This window comes from Mycolicibacterium pyrenivorans, assembly GCF_025821625.1.
GTDB lineage: Bacteria > Actinomycetota > Actinomycetes > Mycobacteriales > Mycobacteriaceae > Mycobacterium > Mycobacterium pyrenivorans.
In genome coordinates this window covers 1-12801 of the sequence record NZ_JACKSH010000027.1, presented here as the reverse complement: position 1 = coordinate 12801, position 12801 = coordinate 1, and the positions used below count along the sequence as shown (strand labels likewise).

Sequence of the window (12801 nt, the reverse complement as noted above, 5' to 3'; positions counted from 1 at the left end):
GGAAGGGGATTGATGGTGCCAGCGTTGGCCCTGGAGGCCCCGACGCGTCCGGTGGATCTGCCGGACCTGTTTGGCGGCGCCGCTACAGAAGGGACGGTGTTCCCCACGATGACCGACACCGATGGGTTGGCTTCCGAGGCGACCCTCGCGACAGAGCTCGACCCCGAGCTGGCCAAGCCGGTGGAGACGGATGCGGAATTGACGGCCCGGTTCGAGCGGGACGCGATTCCCCTGCTCGATCAGCTCTACGGCGGTGCGCTGCGGATGACGCGCAATCCCGCCGATGCCGAGGACCTGCTGCAGGAGACGATGGTCAAGGCCTATTCGGGTTTCCGTTCGTTCCGTGAGGGGACGAACCTCAAGGCGTGGCTGTACCGCATCCTGACCAACACCTACATCAACAGCTACCGCAAGAAGCAGCGCCAGCCTGCGGAGTATCCGACCGAGGAGATCACCGACTGGCAGTTGGCCGCCAATGCGGAACACTCCTCGACAGGGCTGCGCTCGGCCGAGGTCGAGGCGTTGGAGTCGATGCCCGACAGTGAGATCAAGGAAGCGTTGCAAGCGCTGCCCGAAGACTTTCGGATGGCGGTGTACTACGCCGACGTCGAAGGCTTCCCGTACAAGGAGATCGCCGAAATCATGGACACACCGATTGGGACGGTGATGTCGCGGTTGCACCGCGGCAGGCGCCAGCTTCGTGAGTTGTTGGCCGGTGTGGCCCGTGACCGCGGATACATCCGGGGTGCGAAGTTCGACGCGCCGGAGGAGGTTTCGTCATGAGTGGCGCCGATTCGAGTGCAGGCCAGGACACGTCGGGGAACGACGAGCGCTGGACTCCGCCGGTGGGCCCGGTGGACCCGGAACATCCCGAGTGCGCGGCCGTCATCGCCGAGGTATGGACGCTGCTCGACGGCGAATGCACCGTCGAAACTCGTGACAAACTGCGCCAGCACCTCGAGGAGTGCCCGACGTGCCTGCGCCACTACGGCATCGAGGAGCGCGTCAAGAACCTGATCGCCACCAAGTGCAGCGGCGAGCGCGCCCCCGAGGGACTGCGCGAGCGGCTGCGCATCCAGATCAGCCGCACCACGATCATCCGCGGTTAGCGCACTGCTTTCGAACCGCAGTTGGGCCGCTTGCCGTGGTTGGCCTTCGTGTGCTTGCGGTCGCGCTTCTTCCGGCCACGCTTGGCCATGGTGTACCTCCAAGTAGTCGGTGGGTTGTCAGCCCGCACGGGCGAGAACGTTGAACCCATTGTCGCATGCCGCACCGACACCGTTTTCACCGTGGGCCGGGGGGCGGTGGTAGCGAAGCCACGCGCGATCCGCCGCCGCTCCGAGCTTTGGCCGCCGGTGTGGTTCGATAGGACCCGACAAGCACCAGCGGTTGAGTTGAGTGGGGTGAAGATGGCCGAGGACGTTCGCGCGGAGATCGTGGCCAGTGTGCTCGAGGTCGTGGTTCACGAGGGCGATCAGATCGGTGAAGGCGACACCCTGGTGCTGCTCGAGTCGATGAAGATGGAAATCCCCGTGCTCGCCGAGGTCGCAGGGACCGTCAGCAAGGTGAGCGTGTCCGTGGGCGACGTCATCCAGGCCGGCGATCTCATCGCGGTCATCAGCTGACCCGTCCGTTGGCCCGGATCGACCCAGACGTCGCGAACGACCCCGTTGCCGCGGAGACTGTAGGCCGCCGTGTCCACCCTCGGTGAGCTGCTCGCCGAACACACCGTCCTCCCCGGCAGCGCCGTCGATCACCTGCACGCCGTCGTGGGCGAGTGGCAGCTGCTGGCCGACCTCTCGTTCGCCGACTACCTGATGTGGGTGCGTCGCGACGACGGGCGGGTGGTCTGCGTCGCCCAGGTGCGACCCAACACGGCGTCGACGGTGCTTCTGGCCGACGCCGTCGGAACTCTCGCCGTCAGCGAGGACGTCCCCATCGTCGCCGCCGCCTTCGAGTCCGGCGTCATCGGCCGTGCCACGGTCGAGGGACAGAGCGGATCGCCCGGCCTGAACGTCGAGGCCGTGCCGGTGCGTCACGGCAACCACGTCGTCGCGGTGCTCACCCATCAGACGTCGCTGGCGCCGCGCCAGGCAAGCCCGCTGGAGGCCGCGTACGTCGACTGCGCCGGCGACCTGCTGCTCATGCTGTCCGAAGGCACGTTCCCCAACGTCGGTGACCTGGCCATGTCGCGATCGAGCCCCCGCGTGGGAGACGGCTTCATCCGGCTCGACGAGACCGGCGTGGTGACCTACGCCAGCCCCAACGCCATCTCGGCGTATCACCGGATGGGCCTGGCGGCCGAACTCGAGGGCCACAACCTCGTCGCCGTGACCCGCCCGCTGATCTCCGATCCCTTCGAGGCTCAGGAGCTGGCCAACCACGTCCGGGATTCGCTGGCCGGCGGGTCCAGCATGCGGATGGAGGTCGACGCAGGTGGTGCCGCGGTCCTGCTGCGCACCCTGCCGCTGGAAGTGCACGGCGCCACGGTCGGAGCCGCGGTGTTGATCCGTGACGTCACCGAGGTCAAGCGCCGCGACCGGGCGCTGCTGTCGAAGGACGCCACGATCCGCGAGATCCACCACCGCGTCAAGAACAACCTGCAGACGGTCGCGGCGCTGTTGCGCCTGCAGGCGCGCCGCACCACCAACGCCGAGGGCCGTGAGGCGCTGATCGAATCGGTGCGCCGGGTCTCCTCGATCGCGCTGGTGCACGACGCCCTGTCGATGTCGGTGGACGAAGAGGTCAACCTCGACGAGGTCGTCGACCGGATTCTGCCGATCATGAACGACGTCGCGACCGTCGACGCCCCGATCCGGATCAACCGGGAGGGGGAGCTGGGTGTGCTGGACGCCGACCGAGCCACCGCCCTGATCATGGTGATCACCGAGCTGGTCCAGAACGCGATCGAGCATGCCTTCGACGCCACCACCTCACGGGGCTGCGTCACGATCCGTGCGGAACGTTCCGCCCGCTGGCTCGACGTCGTCGTCCACGACGACGGGCGCGGGCTTCCCGACGGATTCAGCCTGGAGAAATCCGACCGTCTCGGACTGCAGATCGTGCGCACGCTGGTGTCGGCGGAACTCGACGGATCGCTGGGCATGCACGACCTCGCGGCGGGCGGCACCGATGTGATCCTGCGGGTGCCGATCGGCAGGCGCGGCCGTACAAGCCAATACTGACGGTTGCTCGAAATGGCGGAAAATGCCGAATTCGCCCCAATTGAATTCACATAGTTACGGCCCCGACTTTCGTCGGGGCCGTAACTATGTCTGCTTGGGGAAGGGGTTAGACGCCGCTGCGCGCCTTCGTGCGGGCGTTGCGGCGCTTGAGCGCGCGACGCTCGTCCTCGCTCATGGCACCCCACACGCCGGCGTCCTGACCCGACTCCAACGCCCAGCTCAGGCACTCCGCGGTGACCGGGCAGCGGTTGCAGACGAGCTTCGCGTCAGCGATCTGGGCAAGGGCCGGACCGCTGTTTCCCACGGGGAAGAACAGTTCCGGATCCTCGTCGCGACAGACCGCCTTGTGGCGCCAATCCATGGGTCCAACTCCTTTTCATGTGCGCGACAGAGCGCACGAGATTTACTTCGGCTGTTAACGCAAGCGCCCCAAATGTTTCTGCGCTGTTGCATCCGATGCTTTCACAGGCTGAACAGATGTCAATAGAACTTCGTTAACTCGTGGGCAATGTCACTAGCGAGGTCCGTTACCGAATGCCTAACTCCGTTGTACTACACTCAATCCACCTGCGCCCTAAATCCCGCATGTGAACTGAGTTTCACAGCGGATTCGTGCTGGTCAGAGCGATCAATCAGTCGCCGACCGGGGGCGGCGCGACCACCGCGAGCGCATCGGCAACGGCGGTGAACTTCATCTGTTCGCGCAGCCCGACATAGTCACCGTCGATCTGGCAGGCGACCGGCGTGTCACTGGTCACCCTCAGCCAGTCGAGGTCGTCGTCGCGGATCAGGTGCTTGGCTTCGAGGCGCGGGGTGCGCGCCAGCATCTGCCGGACCACCCGCAGGTTGGCCCACACGTTCATGCTCGTGATCGCGAACACACCAAGACCCGTCTCGAACGTGGTGCCGGGGTTCGTCCACACAGGGCGCCTGTTGGCGTAGGTCCAGGGGCTGGAGTTCGAGACGAAGGCGAAGTGCACACCGGGGACCGGGTCGCGTCCGGGCAGGTGCAGCGTCAGCGACGGCTCCCTGCGCGCGTTGGCCAGCATCTCGCGGACCGCGACGCGGATATAACGCGAGGCCGTGACCTTGCGGCCCTTCGCCCGCTGCGCTTCCACCGCGGCGACGACGTCGCCGTCGACACCCATGCCGGCGGTGAACACCCCCCACCGCTCCTGGCAATCCATCAGGCCGATGCGCCGCCAGGTCTTGGTCCGCCGGTACTCGCCGAGCAGGTCGACGAGCTGGTTGGTCGCCTCGGTGGGGTCGGGGCTGATCCCCAGCGCGCGGGCGAATACGTTGGCCGCTCCGCCGGGCACGACACCCACCGCGGGGCCGGCGCTGCCGGGGCCCAGCTCGCCGAGGATCCCGTTGACCACCTCGTTCACCGTGCCGTCGCCGCCGTGCACGATGAGCACGTCGACCCCGCCGCGGGCGGCCTGCTGCGCGATCTCGACGGCGTGGCCCCGGTGATCGGTGTGCACCACGCTCAGCTTCACCCGGCTCTCCAGGGCGTGCGCCAGCAGATCGCGGCCCGCAGGCGTCGTCGAGGTCGCATTCGGGTTCACGATCAGCACGGCGCGCACGAGGGGTGAGCCTAACGGGGTGCTGGGCGCCCCGGTGGACGCGACGGGTGGCCGGGTGCGTGACCAGGCGAGTCCCCGACAGTGCCTCTCCGGTCTGGAGGAGATTCGCCGGTACCGTATGACGGTGACCGAACGCCGACTGCTACTCGTCAACGGGCCGAACCTGAACCTGCTCGGCACCCGGCAGCCCGACGTGTACGGCTCCACCACGCTGGCGCAGATCGAAGCGCGCGTCGCGGATGTGGCCGCCGAGTCGGGGCTCGTCACCCGGGCCGTGCAGAGCAATCACGAGGGCGAACTGATCGACGCGATCCACGCAGCGCGTGCCGACTGCGCGGGCATCGTGATCAACCCCGCCGCCTTCAGCCACACGTCCGTGGCGATCGCCGACGCGCTGCGCTCGGTCGGACTGCCGGTCGCCGAGGTGCACCTGAGCAACATCCACGCCCGGGAAGAGTTCCGGCACCACTCGTACGTGTCCGCCGTCGCCGACATGGTCGTGGCCGGTGCGGGTCCGCTGGGCTACGAGATGGCGGTGCGGTACCTGGCGGGCAGGCTGTCGCAGTGACGCCCCGTGCGGTGCGCGCGGCCGGCGTCATCACCGCGCTGCAGGGGACCCTCGCGCTCGTGACGGCAATCGCGCTCACGGTGCGCGAACTCGCCGGTCACAGAGAGGCGGCGATCAGCGGATACGGCACGGCGGCGTGGTTCGCGATCATGGGATCGGGAGTGCTGGCGGCGGGCTGGGCGCTGTGGACCGGTCGGCGGTGGGGGCGCGGTGTCGCGGTGTTCGCCAACCTGCTGCTGCTCGGCGTCGCCTGGTACGTGTTCAGCTCGGGCCAGTTGCGCTACGCGGTGCTCGTCGCGCTGGTCTCGGTGGCCGTGCTCGCGCTGCTGTTCAGCCCGTCATCGGTGCACTGGCTGAGTCAGGACTCGCGCGCGAGATCCGACAGCTCCGAACCGGACACCCGGTAGGTGATCCACTCGCTCTGCGGCCGGCCTCCGACGCTGTCGTAGAGCGCGATCGCGTTGACGTTCCAGTCCAGCACCGCCCAGCTGAGCCGCGAGTAGCCCTGATCCACGCATTCGCGGGCCAGCGTCGCGAGCAGCTTGCGGGCCAGGCCGCGCCTGCGGAACTGCGGGCGCACGAACAGATCCTCGAGATAGATGCCGGCCACGCCGTCCCAGGTCGAAAAGTTCAAGAACCACAGCGCCACGGCGGCCGCTCGGCCGTCCACCTCTGCCAGGTGGCCGTACACCACGGGATGGGGACCGAAAAGCGCGTCCCGCAGCTGGTTTTCGGTCACGGTGCAATCGGCGGCCGCGCGTTCGAACCCGGCGAGTTCATGGATCATCGCGGTCAACTCGGGCTCGTCGCCCGGACGGACGGCGCGGATGATCTCACTCACGGCTCGACTCCCAACGCCGACAGGATCGTTCTGAATTTCGCTGTGGTTTCGTCGACTTCGTCGTCGGGATCGGATTCGGCGACGATGCCGCCACCGGAGTGCGCGTCGGCGGTGCGGCGGTCGGCGGACAGTTGCGCACAGCGGATCGACACCACCCAGCGGCCGTCGCCGCGCTGATCGCACCAGCCCACCGCGCCTGCGTAGAAACCACGGTCACCTTCGAGCTCGTCGATCAGCGCGGTGGCGGGGCCGGTGGGGGAGCCGCCGACCGCGGGGGTGGGGTGCAGTGCGATGGCCAGATCCAGTGCGGTGGTTGATCTTTCGCGCAGCGACCCGGAGATGGGGGTGTACAGGTGCCAGACCGCCGCGGTCCTGGTCAGCTGCGGGTGCTCGGCGATGCGCAGTTCGGTGCACAGCGGCTCGAGGGTTTCGCGGAGGGCGTCGACGACGAGTTGATGCTCGTGGCGGTCCTTGGCCGACTCGGCGAGTGCGGCGCCGCTGGCGGCGTCGGCGTCGGGGTCGGGCAGCCGCGGGGCGGATCCGGCGAACGGGCGGCACGTCACCTGCTGGCCGCGGCGGTCGACCAGCAGTTCGGGGCTGGCGCCGACCAGTGCGGTGCCCGAGTATCCGTCGCCGGCCGCCGACAGGTCGACGAGGTACGCACTGGCCTGCGCGTCGTTGGCGACGAGCCGGTACAGCACCGTCCTGGCGTCGAGTGGGCCGTCGGCGGCCACCCGCAGCGCACGCGCCAGCACGACCTTCTGCAGCTCAGCGGCCGGGTCGCGCAGTCGGGTCAGCGCCGCGGCGACACGTCCGCGGTGCTCGTCGGCGGCCGGTATGGTCTCGACGATCCGCGCGGTGGCCAGTTCACGGACGGGCCATGCGGGCAGCGAGTCGGTGAATGCCACCGACTGCGGGCGGATCAGTGCGGCCGGCTTGGAGAGGTCGAAAGGCAACGCGCCCAGGATGATCGGCGTGCTGTGCGAAGCCAGCGCGGCCCGCGCATCGGCGATCCGGGGGAACGCGGTGTGGATGCCCTCGGCGGTGACGACACCGTCCGGGCCGGTGAGGACGAACGTCGGTTCGCGGGTCACGCCGGTGCGGTCGGCTCAGGGTGGCCCGTCAGCCCCAGCGCGGTCAGTTGACGCACCCCGTGTTCGAAACCGCACACGGCGATGGACACCGCGGGCATCGCGAACCGGATGCCTTCGTAGACGGGCTGCTCGATCCAGCGGGTGATCACCGCGCGGGAGAAGTGGCCGTGCCCGACGAACACCACGTCGCGCGACTGCATGTGCTCGAGCGCCAACGCGATCGCCCGGTCGGCACGGTCGCAGACCTGCGCCGACGTCTCGCCGCCCGGACATCCGTGCGTCCACACCAGCCAGTTCGGCACCGCCCTGCGGATCTCGACGGTGGTGGTTCCCTCGTAGTCCCCGTAATCCCATTCGCTGATCAGCGGATTGACGTCGTCGACGGTCAACCCGGCCAGTTCGGCGGTGATTTTCGCGCGCTTGCGCGGACTGCAGACGACGTAGGGGTCGTCCAACCGCAACTGCCGCAACGTCTCGGCCGCCGCCTCGGCCTGACCGCGACCCCGGTCGGTGAGCTCCAACTCGGTGCGGCTGGTGTGCCTGCCCGACTTCGACCACTCCGTTTCACCATGTCGGAGCAGGATCAGCCGATGCTGCAGAAGGGCCACAGTGTCCGATTGTGCCGCACGCTGCTTCACCACACACGCGCGCATGACAGGATGGTCGGTGTGACGCGGGTACTTGCGGTCGCCAATCAAAAGGGTGGGGTCGCCAAAACGACGACGGTGGCGTCGCTGGGTGCGGCGATGGTGGAACTGGGGAAGCGGGTGCTGCTCGTCGACCTCGATCCCCAGGGTTGTCTGACGTTCTCGCTGGGCCAGGATCCCGACAAGCTCGCGGTCTCGATCCACGAGGTGCTGCTCGGCGATGTCGAGCCCGATACGGCGCTGGTCGAGACGTCGGAGGGAATGACGTTGCTGCCCGCCAATATCGACCTGGCGGGTGCCGAGGCCATGCTGCTGATGCGCGCGGGCCGAGAGTACGCCCTCAAGCGGGCGCTGGCCAAGGTCTCCGGAGACTTCGACGTCGTGATCATCGACTGTCCACCGTCGCTGGGGGTGCTGACGCTCAACGGCCTGACCGCCGCGGACGACGTGATCGTTCCGCTGCAGTGCGAGACGCTCGCCCACCGCGGCGTGGGTCAGTTCCTGCGCACCATCACCGACGTCCAGCAGATCACCAACGCCGACCTGTCCCTGCTCGGCGCGCTGCCGACGCTGTACGACTCGCGCACCACCCACAGCCGTGACGTGCTGCTCGACGTCGCCGACCGCTACAACCTGCCGGTGCTGTCGCCGCCGATCCCACGCACCGTGCGGTTCGCCGAGGCCACCGCATCCGGCTCGTCGGTGCTGACGGGCCGCAAGAACAAGGGCGCGGTCGCCTACCGGGAACTCGCGGGTGCGCTGCTCAAGCACTGGAAGAACGGCAAGGCCCTGGCTACCTTCACGCCCGAGGTGTGATCGTCGGGCTCCTCAGGCCCCGAGCGCGACCAGCTCGTCGCCCCGCTGCTCCAGCAACACGGAACCCGCCACACCGGGCACCACGGGCCCGTTGACGGCCGGACGCTGCACCGGGATATGGCGGTCGCCCACCCCCGTCGCCGGATCGAAGACGTCGTAGCCGCTGCTGACGGGCACCATCAACCGCCCCGCCATGATCGCCGCCGGACCGACGGGGGCGTTGTCGCCCGCCGCCGCGACGGTGTACTTGTACTGAAGGTTGTTGGCGGAGAACACCATCAGGCTGTCGCCGGTCCACCACGTGACGAGGTCGCCCACCCGTGACGCGGTGGCCTCGGGAGCGGGCGCCCTCGGGACCACGGTGCTGGCGATGACCGAGCCGGTCTCGTCGACGATGTCGACCCGCGGTTTCGGCGTGGGGATGTACACCGCGGTCGTCGTGTCCGTCACCGCCACCACGCGGGCATCGCTGCCGCCGCTGACACCGGTCTGCTGCACGTACTTCAGCTCCGGGGTGTCCTCCTCGTCGGAGGGACGCAGCAGCGTCAGGCGCAGATCGGCCTGGTTCTCACAGGCCTCGAGCACCGACACCGCGCTGGAGCTCGCCGCCGCCGAGGTCAGCCGGCACAACGGCGTCTTCGGCGTGCCCGGCTTGATGGGCGCATCCAGCGCACCGTAACTGAGCATCCGCACCATGTCGGAGCGCCACATCTCCAGCCGGGTGTCCCCGGCCGACAAGACCGTGGTGCCGTCGCCCGAGAGGGTGACCTCACGGTCGGAGTAACTGGTGCGGGATGGACCGCGCACCCCGGTCTTGGCGTCCACCGTGCTGACCTGGCCGCAGCCGCGCACGTCCGGGTAGACCGCCACCGCGTAGCTGTACACCCAGGTGACTCCGCAGAGATCGAGGTCGCGGGCGTAGCTCCAGAGCGTGTCGCCGGTGGCGGGATCATGGCCTTGGATTTCGCGACCCGATCCGGTCACCACGGCACCCGCGACCACCAGGGGTTGGCTGGTCTCGGGACTCGGCGCGCTCCACAACTGCTTCAGCGAGCCCGGCACCGCGGCGGCGGGTTTCAGGCTGGGGACAGGGGTGGCGGCGGGCACGCTGATGGTGGCTCTCGCGTCGCTCGTCCACCAGACGACGGCCGCGACGAGCGCGACCACGCCGGCGATCGCCGCAGCAGCCACCATGTCCGCCCGCGTCCGGCGTTCGGGTTTGACCATCGCGTGCGCGGGTGCCGGCTAGCTGGGGCCTGCGGCAGCAGCCTTACTGGGGCGACGCCGGCGGCGCCTGCGTCCCGGCCGCGCGCCCTCGGACGTCACGTCGCCCGACGTGCCGTCGCCGTCTGCGGGCGTGTCCTGCTCGGCCGCGACGGGATGACCGTCGTGGTGGGCACCGCCGGTCTTGCCGCCGCGGGTGCGCTGGCGGGTCCTGGTGCTGCGCCGTGCGGGCTTGTCCTCACGGTCCTCGGTGCGCCTCGGCTCCCTCTTCGCGGTGCCGGCGGTCCGGGCGGCGCCGACCTTGCCGGTGGCGTCGGCCGGGATGTCGAGCTCCTCGAACAGGTGCGGCGAGCTCGAGTAGGTCTCGGCGGGGTCGGGTGTTTCCAGACCGAGGGCCTTGTCGATCATCGTCCAGCGGGGCAGCTCGTCCCAGTCGACGAGGGTGACCGCGATACCGGTCTTGCCCGCGCGCCCGGTGCGGCCGATGCGGTGCACGTAGGCCTGCTCGTCCTCGGGGATCTGGTAGTTGATCACGTGCGTGATGTCGTCGATGTCGATGCCGCGGGCGGCCACGTCGGTGGCGACCAGCACGTCGACCTCGCCGGTGCGGAACGACTTGAGCGCCTTCTCCCGCGCGCTCTGGCCCAGGTCGCCGTGAACGGCGCCGACCTGGAAACCGCGCGCGGCGAGTTCGTCGGCGACCTTCTGCGCGGTGCGCTTGGTGCGGGTGAAGATCATGGTGGCGCCGCGGCCGTTGGCCTGCAGGATGCGGGCGACCATCTCGACCTTGTCGAGCGCGTGCGCCCGGTAGGCGAACTGCTCGGTGGTGTCGTGGGTGGCCGACCCTTGAACACCCTCGGCCCGGATGTGGGTGGGCTGGTTCATGAAGGTGCGGGCCAGCGTGATGATCGGATCCGGCATGGTCGCCGAGAACAGCATCGCCTGCCGCTTGGCGGGAATCTGCTTGAGGATCCGCTCGATGTCGGGCAGGAAGCCCAGGTCGAGCATCTCGTCGGCTTCGTCGAGCACCAGCGTCGACAGGCCGCCGAGCTGCAGATGCCCCTGCTGTGCCAGGTCGAGCAGGCGGCCGGGGGTGCCGACGACGACGTCGGCGCCCTTCTGCAGCGACTCGATCTGCGGTTCGTACGGGCGACCGCCGTAGATCGCCACGACCGACAGCGGCCGGCTCTTGCCTTCGTAGTCGGCCGTCAGGTACTTCGACGCGGCGGTCAGGTCGCCGTGGACCTGAATACACAGCTCACGGGTGGGGACGACGATCAGTGCGCGCGGGATGCCGGTGAGCGGGCGCTCGGTGTCGGTGGTGATCTGGTCCAGGAGCGGCACGCCGAAGGCATAGGTCTTGCCCATGCCGGTGCGCGCCTGGCCGATCAGATCGTCGCCGGCAAGGGCCAGCGGCAGGGTGAGTTCCTGGATGGCGAAGGGATGTTCGATGCCGGATTCGGACAGGGCGCGCACGATCTCTTCGCGCACTCCGAGCTCGGCAAACGACGGACTGGTATGGGGGATTACAGGTGTCATGCTGGGGAAACGAAGCCTTTCACAGTCATTCCTCGTGGCGTTCACGCGCGCACGAGTCGTGAAGAGAACTTCGTCGGGCCCTGCGATGAGGAGGCGGGCCGCCGGCGTGCACGCACATTGTCGAGGTGCCTGCGGCGATTGATAGCCCGACGTGACCTGGATCGATCTGTCGACTTTCGCGCCGACACCACCTACATGGTAGCCGGTCGGTTCGCTCATCGGTCACCGCACGGTCGGCGTCTAGAGTTGGGGCCATGAATTCGACGCCGTCTGCGGCTGCTGGTCCTGCCCCTGTGGAGGAGCGAAACGGCCCGGTGGCGTCGGGCGTGTCGGACCAGCATCCCGGCATCGTCGAGCTGTTCGCACTGCTGGCCTACGGCGAGGTCGCGGCGTTCTACCGCCTCACCGAGGAGGCGCGGATGGCGCCGAATCTGCGCGGCCGGATCAACATGGCCAGCATGGCCGCTGCCGAGATGAACCACTACGAGGTGCTGCGCGACGCGCTCGAGCGGCGCGGGGTCGACGTCGTGCCCGCCATGACGAAATACGCGTCGGCACTGGAGAACTACCACCGGCTGACCACTCCGAGCACCTGGCTCGAGGCGCTGGTGAAGACCTACGTCGGTGACGCGCTCGCCGCCGACTTCTATCTCGAGATCGCCGGTTCGATGCCGGACGCGGTCGCCGACGTGGTGCGCTCGGTCCTCTCCGAGACCGGACACTCGCAGTTCGTGGTGGCCGAGGTCCGGGCGGCCGTGACGGCCAGCGACCGCCAGCGTCACCGCCTGGCGCTGTGGTCGCGGCGGCTGCTGGGTGAGGCGATCACCCAGGCTCAGTACGTCCTCGCCGACCACGACGAACTGGTCGACCTGGTGATGTCGGGCGGGGGCCTGTCGCAGATGACGGACTTCTTCGACAAGTTGCAGCACACCCACGGCACCCGGATGCGGGAGCTGGGACTGGCCTGAGCGCTACCGCGTGCAGTTGGTGATCATCGAGTTGTTGTTCTGCGCCGCGATCAGCCCGCCGTTGGCGTCGGTGATGCTGCAGTTGAGCTGACCCGCCACGCTGGTCGCGGTCACCGAGCTCAGCGTGACGCCCGGATCCAGCACCACCGTCTTCGACCAGGGCAGCGCGACGTTCACGTCGGTCACCAGAGCGCCCCGCTGATCGGTGTAGATCACCGTCACCAAGTCGATGAGCTGGCGGTTGCCGGTGACCCGATAGGTGACGGTGCCGGGCGCCGCCGCGGCTGGCGGCGGTGCGCCCTGGGGTGCGGGCAGCAGCGGCGGGGCGGGCTG

General features: G+C 68.7%; 16 protein-coding genes and 1 pseudogene. 8 read left to right on the top strand and 9 right to left on the bottom strand.

Going from position 1 to position 12801, the window contains the following annotated elements; all coding sequences use genetic code 11:
• The first annotated feature begins 108 nt into the window (after positions 1–108).
• Both H7I57_RS04535 and rsrA read left to right on the top strand, forming a co-directional pair.
• Complete coding sequence (locus tag H7I57_RS04535) at positions 109–783, top strand: sigma-70 family RNA polymerase sigma factor (protein WP_372510121.1); 675 nt, start codon at positions 109–111, stop codon at positions 781–783.
• Positions 780–1109 (top strand): mycothiol system anti-sigma-R factor, encoded by a 330-nt coding sequence (gene rsrA / locus H7I57_RS04530; protein WP_264022130.1) that lies wholly within the window; start codon positions 780–782, stop codon positions 1107–1109. Before H7I57_RS04535 ends, rsrA begins: the two co-directional genes overlap by 4 nt.
• On the opposite strand, the gene H7I57_RS33695 is transcribed toward rsrA, so the two are convergent.
• Positions 1106–1198 (bottom strand): 50S ribosomal protein bL37, encoded by a 93-nt coding sequence (locus H7I57_RS33695; protein WP_372510120.1) that lies wholly within the window; start codon positions 1196–1198, stop codon positions 1106–1108. The two genes, rsrA and H7I57_RS33695, sit on opposite strands and share 4 nt — an antisense overlap.
• 211 nt (positions 1199–1409) lie before the next feature.
• Here H7I57_RS33695 and H7I57_RS04525 point away from each other — a divergent pair, with 211 nt between their 5' ends.
• Both H7I57_RS04525 and H7I57_RS04520 read left to right on the top strand, forming a co-directional pair.
• Positions 1410–1625 carry a biotin/lipoyl-binding carrier protein gene (locus H7I57_RS04525; RefSeq protein WP_006245864.1) on the top strand — a complete coding sequence of 72 codons (216 nt, stop codon included), beginning with the start codon at positions 1410–1412 and terminating at the stop codon, positions 1623–1625.
• 69 nt (positions 1626–1694) lie between these two features.
• Complete coding sequence (locus tag H7I57_RS04520) at positions 1695–3185, top strand: two-component system sensor histidine kinase PdtaS (protein ID WP_264022128.1); 1491 nt, start codon at positions 1695–1697, stop codon at positions 3183–3185.
• 106 nt (positions 3186–3291) lie between these two features.
• Here the strand turns inward: H7I57_RS04520 and H7I57_RS04515 are convergent, their stop codons facing one another.
• Entirely contained in the window at positions 3292–3546 is a 255-nt protein-coding gene (locus tag H7I57_RS04515; protein WP_264022127.1) for a WhiB family transcriptional regulator, read from the bottom strand.
• Between the two features lie 271 nt (positions 3547–3817).
• Positions 3818–4771 carry a diacylglycerol/lipid kinase family protein gene (locus H7I57_RS04510; RefSeq protein ID WP_264022126.1) on the bottom strand — a complete coding sequence of 318 codons (954 nt, stop codon included), beginning with the start codon at positions 4769–4771 and terminating at the stop codon, positions 3818–3820.
• Between the two features lie 124 nt (positions 4772–4895).
• Here H7I57_RS04510 and aroQ point away from each other — a divergent pair, with 124 nt between their 5' ends.
• Both aroQ and H7I57_RS04500 read left to right on the top strand, forming a co-directional pair.
• Positions 4896–5339: a type II 3-dehydroquinate dehydratase gene (gene aroQ, locus H7I57_RS04505; RefSeq protein ID WP_264022124.1), complete on the top strand. Its 444-nt coding sequence runs from the start codon at positions 4896–4898 to the stop codon at positions 5337–5339.
• On the top strand, positions 5336–5746 hold the full coding sequence (locus H7I57_RS04500; RefSeq protein WP_264022123.1) for a hypothetical protein: 411 nt from the start codon (positions 5336–5338) through the stop codon (positions 5744–5746). The genes aroQ and H7I57_RS04500 overlap by 4 nt, the downstream gene beginning before the upstream one ends.
• On the opposite strand, the gene H7I57_RS04495 is transcribed toward H7I57_RS04500, so the two are convergent.
• From H7I57_RS04495 to H7I57_RS04485, 3 genes are read right to left on the bottom strand one after another with little or no spacing between them, the layout of a single operon-like run.
• Positions 5698–6180, bottom strand: coding sequence for a GNAT family N-acetyltransferase (locus H7I57_RS04495; protein ID WP_264022122.1), 483 nt, complete (start codon positions 6178–6180; stop codon positions 5698–5700). The two genes, H7I57_RS04500 and H7I57_RS04495, sit on opposite strands and share 49 nt — an antisense overlap.
• Positions 6177–7274, bottom strand: a complete 1098-nt coding sequence (locus H7I57_RS04490) for an isochorismate synthase (protein WP_264022121.1) — start codon at positions 7272–7274, stop codon at positions 6177–6179. Before H7I57_RS04490 ends, H7I57_RS04495 begins: the two co-directional genes overlap by 4 nt.
• On the bottom strand, positions 7271–7882 hold the full coding sequence (locus H7I57_RS04485) for an acid phosphatase (protein ID WP_264022120.1): 612 nt from the start codon (positions 7880–7882) through the stop codon (positions 7271–7273). Before H7I57_RS04485 ends, H7I57_RS04490 begins: the two co-directional genes overlap by 4 nt.
• Positions 7883–7933: 51 nt before the next feature.
• On the opposite strand from H7I57_RS04485, the gene H7I57_RS04480 reads away from it, so the two are divergent.
• On the top strand, positions 7934–8737 hold the full coding sequence (locus tag H7I57_RS04480; protein ID WP_264022119.1) for a ParA family protein: 804 nt from the start codon (positions 7934–7936) through the stop codon (positions 8735–8737).
• Between the two features lie 12 nt (positions 8738–8749).
• On the opposite strand, the gene H7I57_RS04475 is transcribed toward H7I57_RS04480, so the two are convergent.
• Together H7I57_RS04475 and H7I57_RS04470 are read right to left on the bottom strand one after the other, a co-directional pair.
• The gene (locus tag H7I57_RS04475; protein WP_264022118.1) at positions 8750–9964 is read right to left on the bottom strand and encodes an Rv3212 family protein; all 1215 of its coding nucleotides are present in this window, start codon (positions 9962–9964) and stop codon (positions 8750–8752) included.
• An 18-nt stretch (positions 9965–9982) separates the two neighbouring features.
• Complete coding sequence (locus H7I57_RS04470) at positions 9983–11500, bottom strand: DEAD/DEAH box helicase (protein WP_264022117.1); 1518 nt, start codon at positions 11498–11500, stop codon at positions 9983–9985.
• A 254-nt stretch (positions 11501–11754) separates the two neighbouring features.
• Between H7I57_RS04470 and H7I57_RS04465 the strand changes: the two genes are divergently transcribed.
• Positions 11755–12468 (top strand): ferritin-like fold-containing protein, encoded by a 714-nt coding sequence (locus H7I57_RS04465; protein WP_264022116.1) that lies wholly within the window; start codon positions 11755–11757, stop codon positions 12466–12468.
• A gap of 3 nt (positions 12469–12471) precedes the next feature.
• On the opposite strand, the pseudogene H7I57_RS04460 reads toward H7I57_RS04465, so the two are convergent.
• Positions 12472–12801 (bottom strand): annotated as a pseudogene (locus H7I57_RS04460) (hypothetical protein); the annotation flags it as partial.

Bases quoted from the DNA above. Each gene is read 5' to 3' on its own strand.
- H7I57_RS04535 (WP_372510121.1), top strand. From the start codon at position 109: ATGACCGACACCGATGGGTTGGCTTCCGAGGCGACCCTCGCGACAGAG.
- rsrA (WP_264022130.1), top strand. From the start codon at position 780: ATGAGTGGCGCCGATTCGAGTGCAGGCCAGGACACGTCGGGGAACGAC.
- H7I57_RS33695 (WP_372510120.1), bottom strand. From the start codon at position 1,198: ATGGCCAAGCGTGGCCGGAAGAAGCGCGACCGCAAGCACACGAAGGCC.
- H7I57_RS04525 (WP_006245864.1), top strand. From the start codon at position 1,410: ATGGCCGAGGACGTTCGCGCGGAGATCGTGGCCAGTGTGCTCGAGGTC.
- H7I57_RS04515 (WP_264022127.1), bottom strand. From the start codon at position 3,546: ATGGATTGGCGCCACAAGGCGGTCTGTCGCGACGAGGATCCGGAACTG.
- H7I57_RS04480 (WP_264022119.1), top strand. From the start codon at position 7,934: ATGGTCGGTGTGACGCGGGTACTTGCGGTCGCCAATCAAAAGGGTGGG.
- H7I57_RS04475 (WP_264022118.1), bottom strand. From the start codon at position 9,964: ATGGTCAAACCCGAACGCCGGACGCGGGCGGACATGGTGGCTGCTGCG.
- H7I57_RS04470 (WP_264022117.1), bottom strand. From the start codon at position 11,500: ATGACACCTGTAATCCCCCATACCAGTCCGTCGTTTGCCGAGCTCGGA.
- H7I57_RS04465 (WP_264022116.1), top strand. From the start codon at position 11,755: ATGAATTCGACGCCGTCTGCGGCTGCTGGTCCTGCCCCTGTGGAGGAG.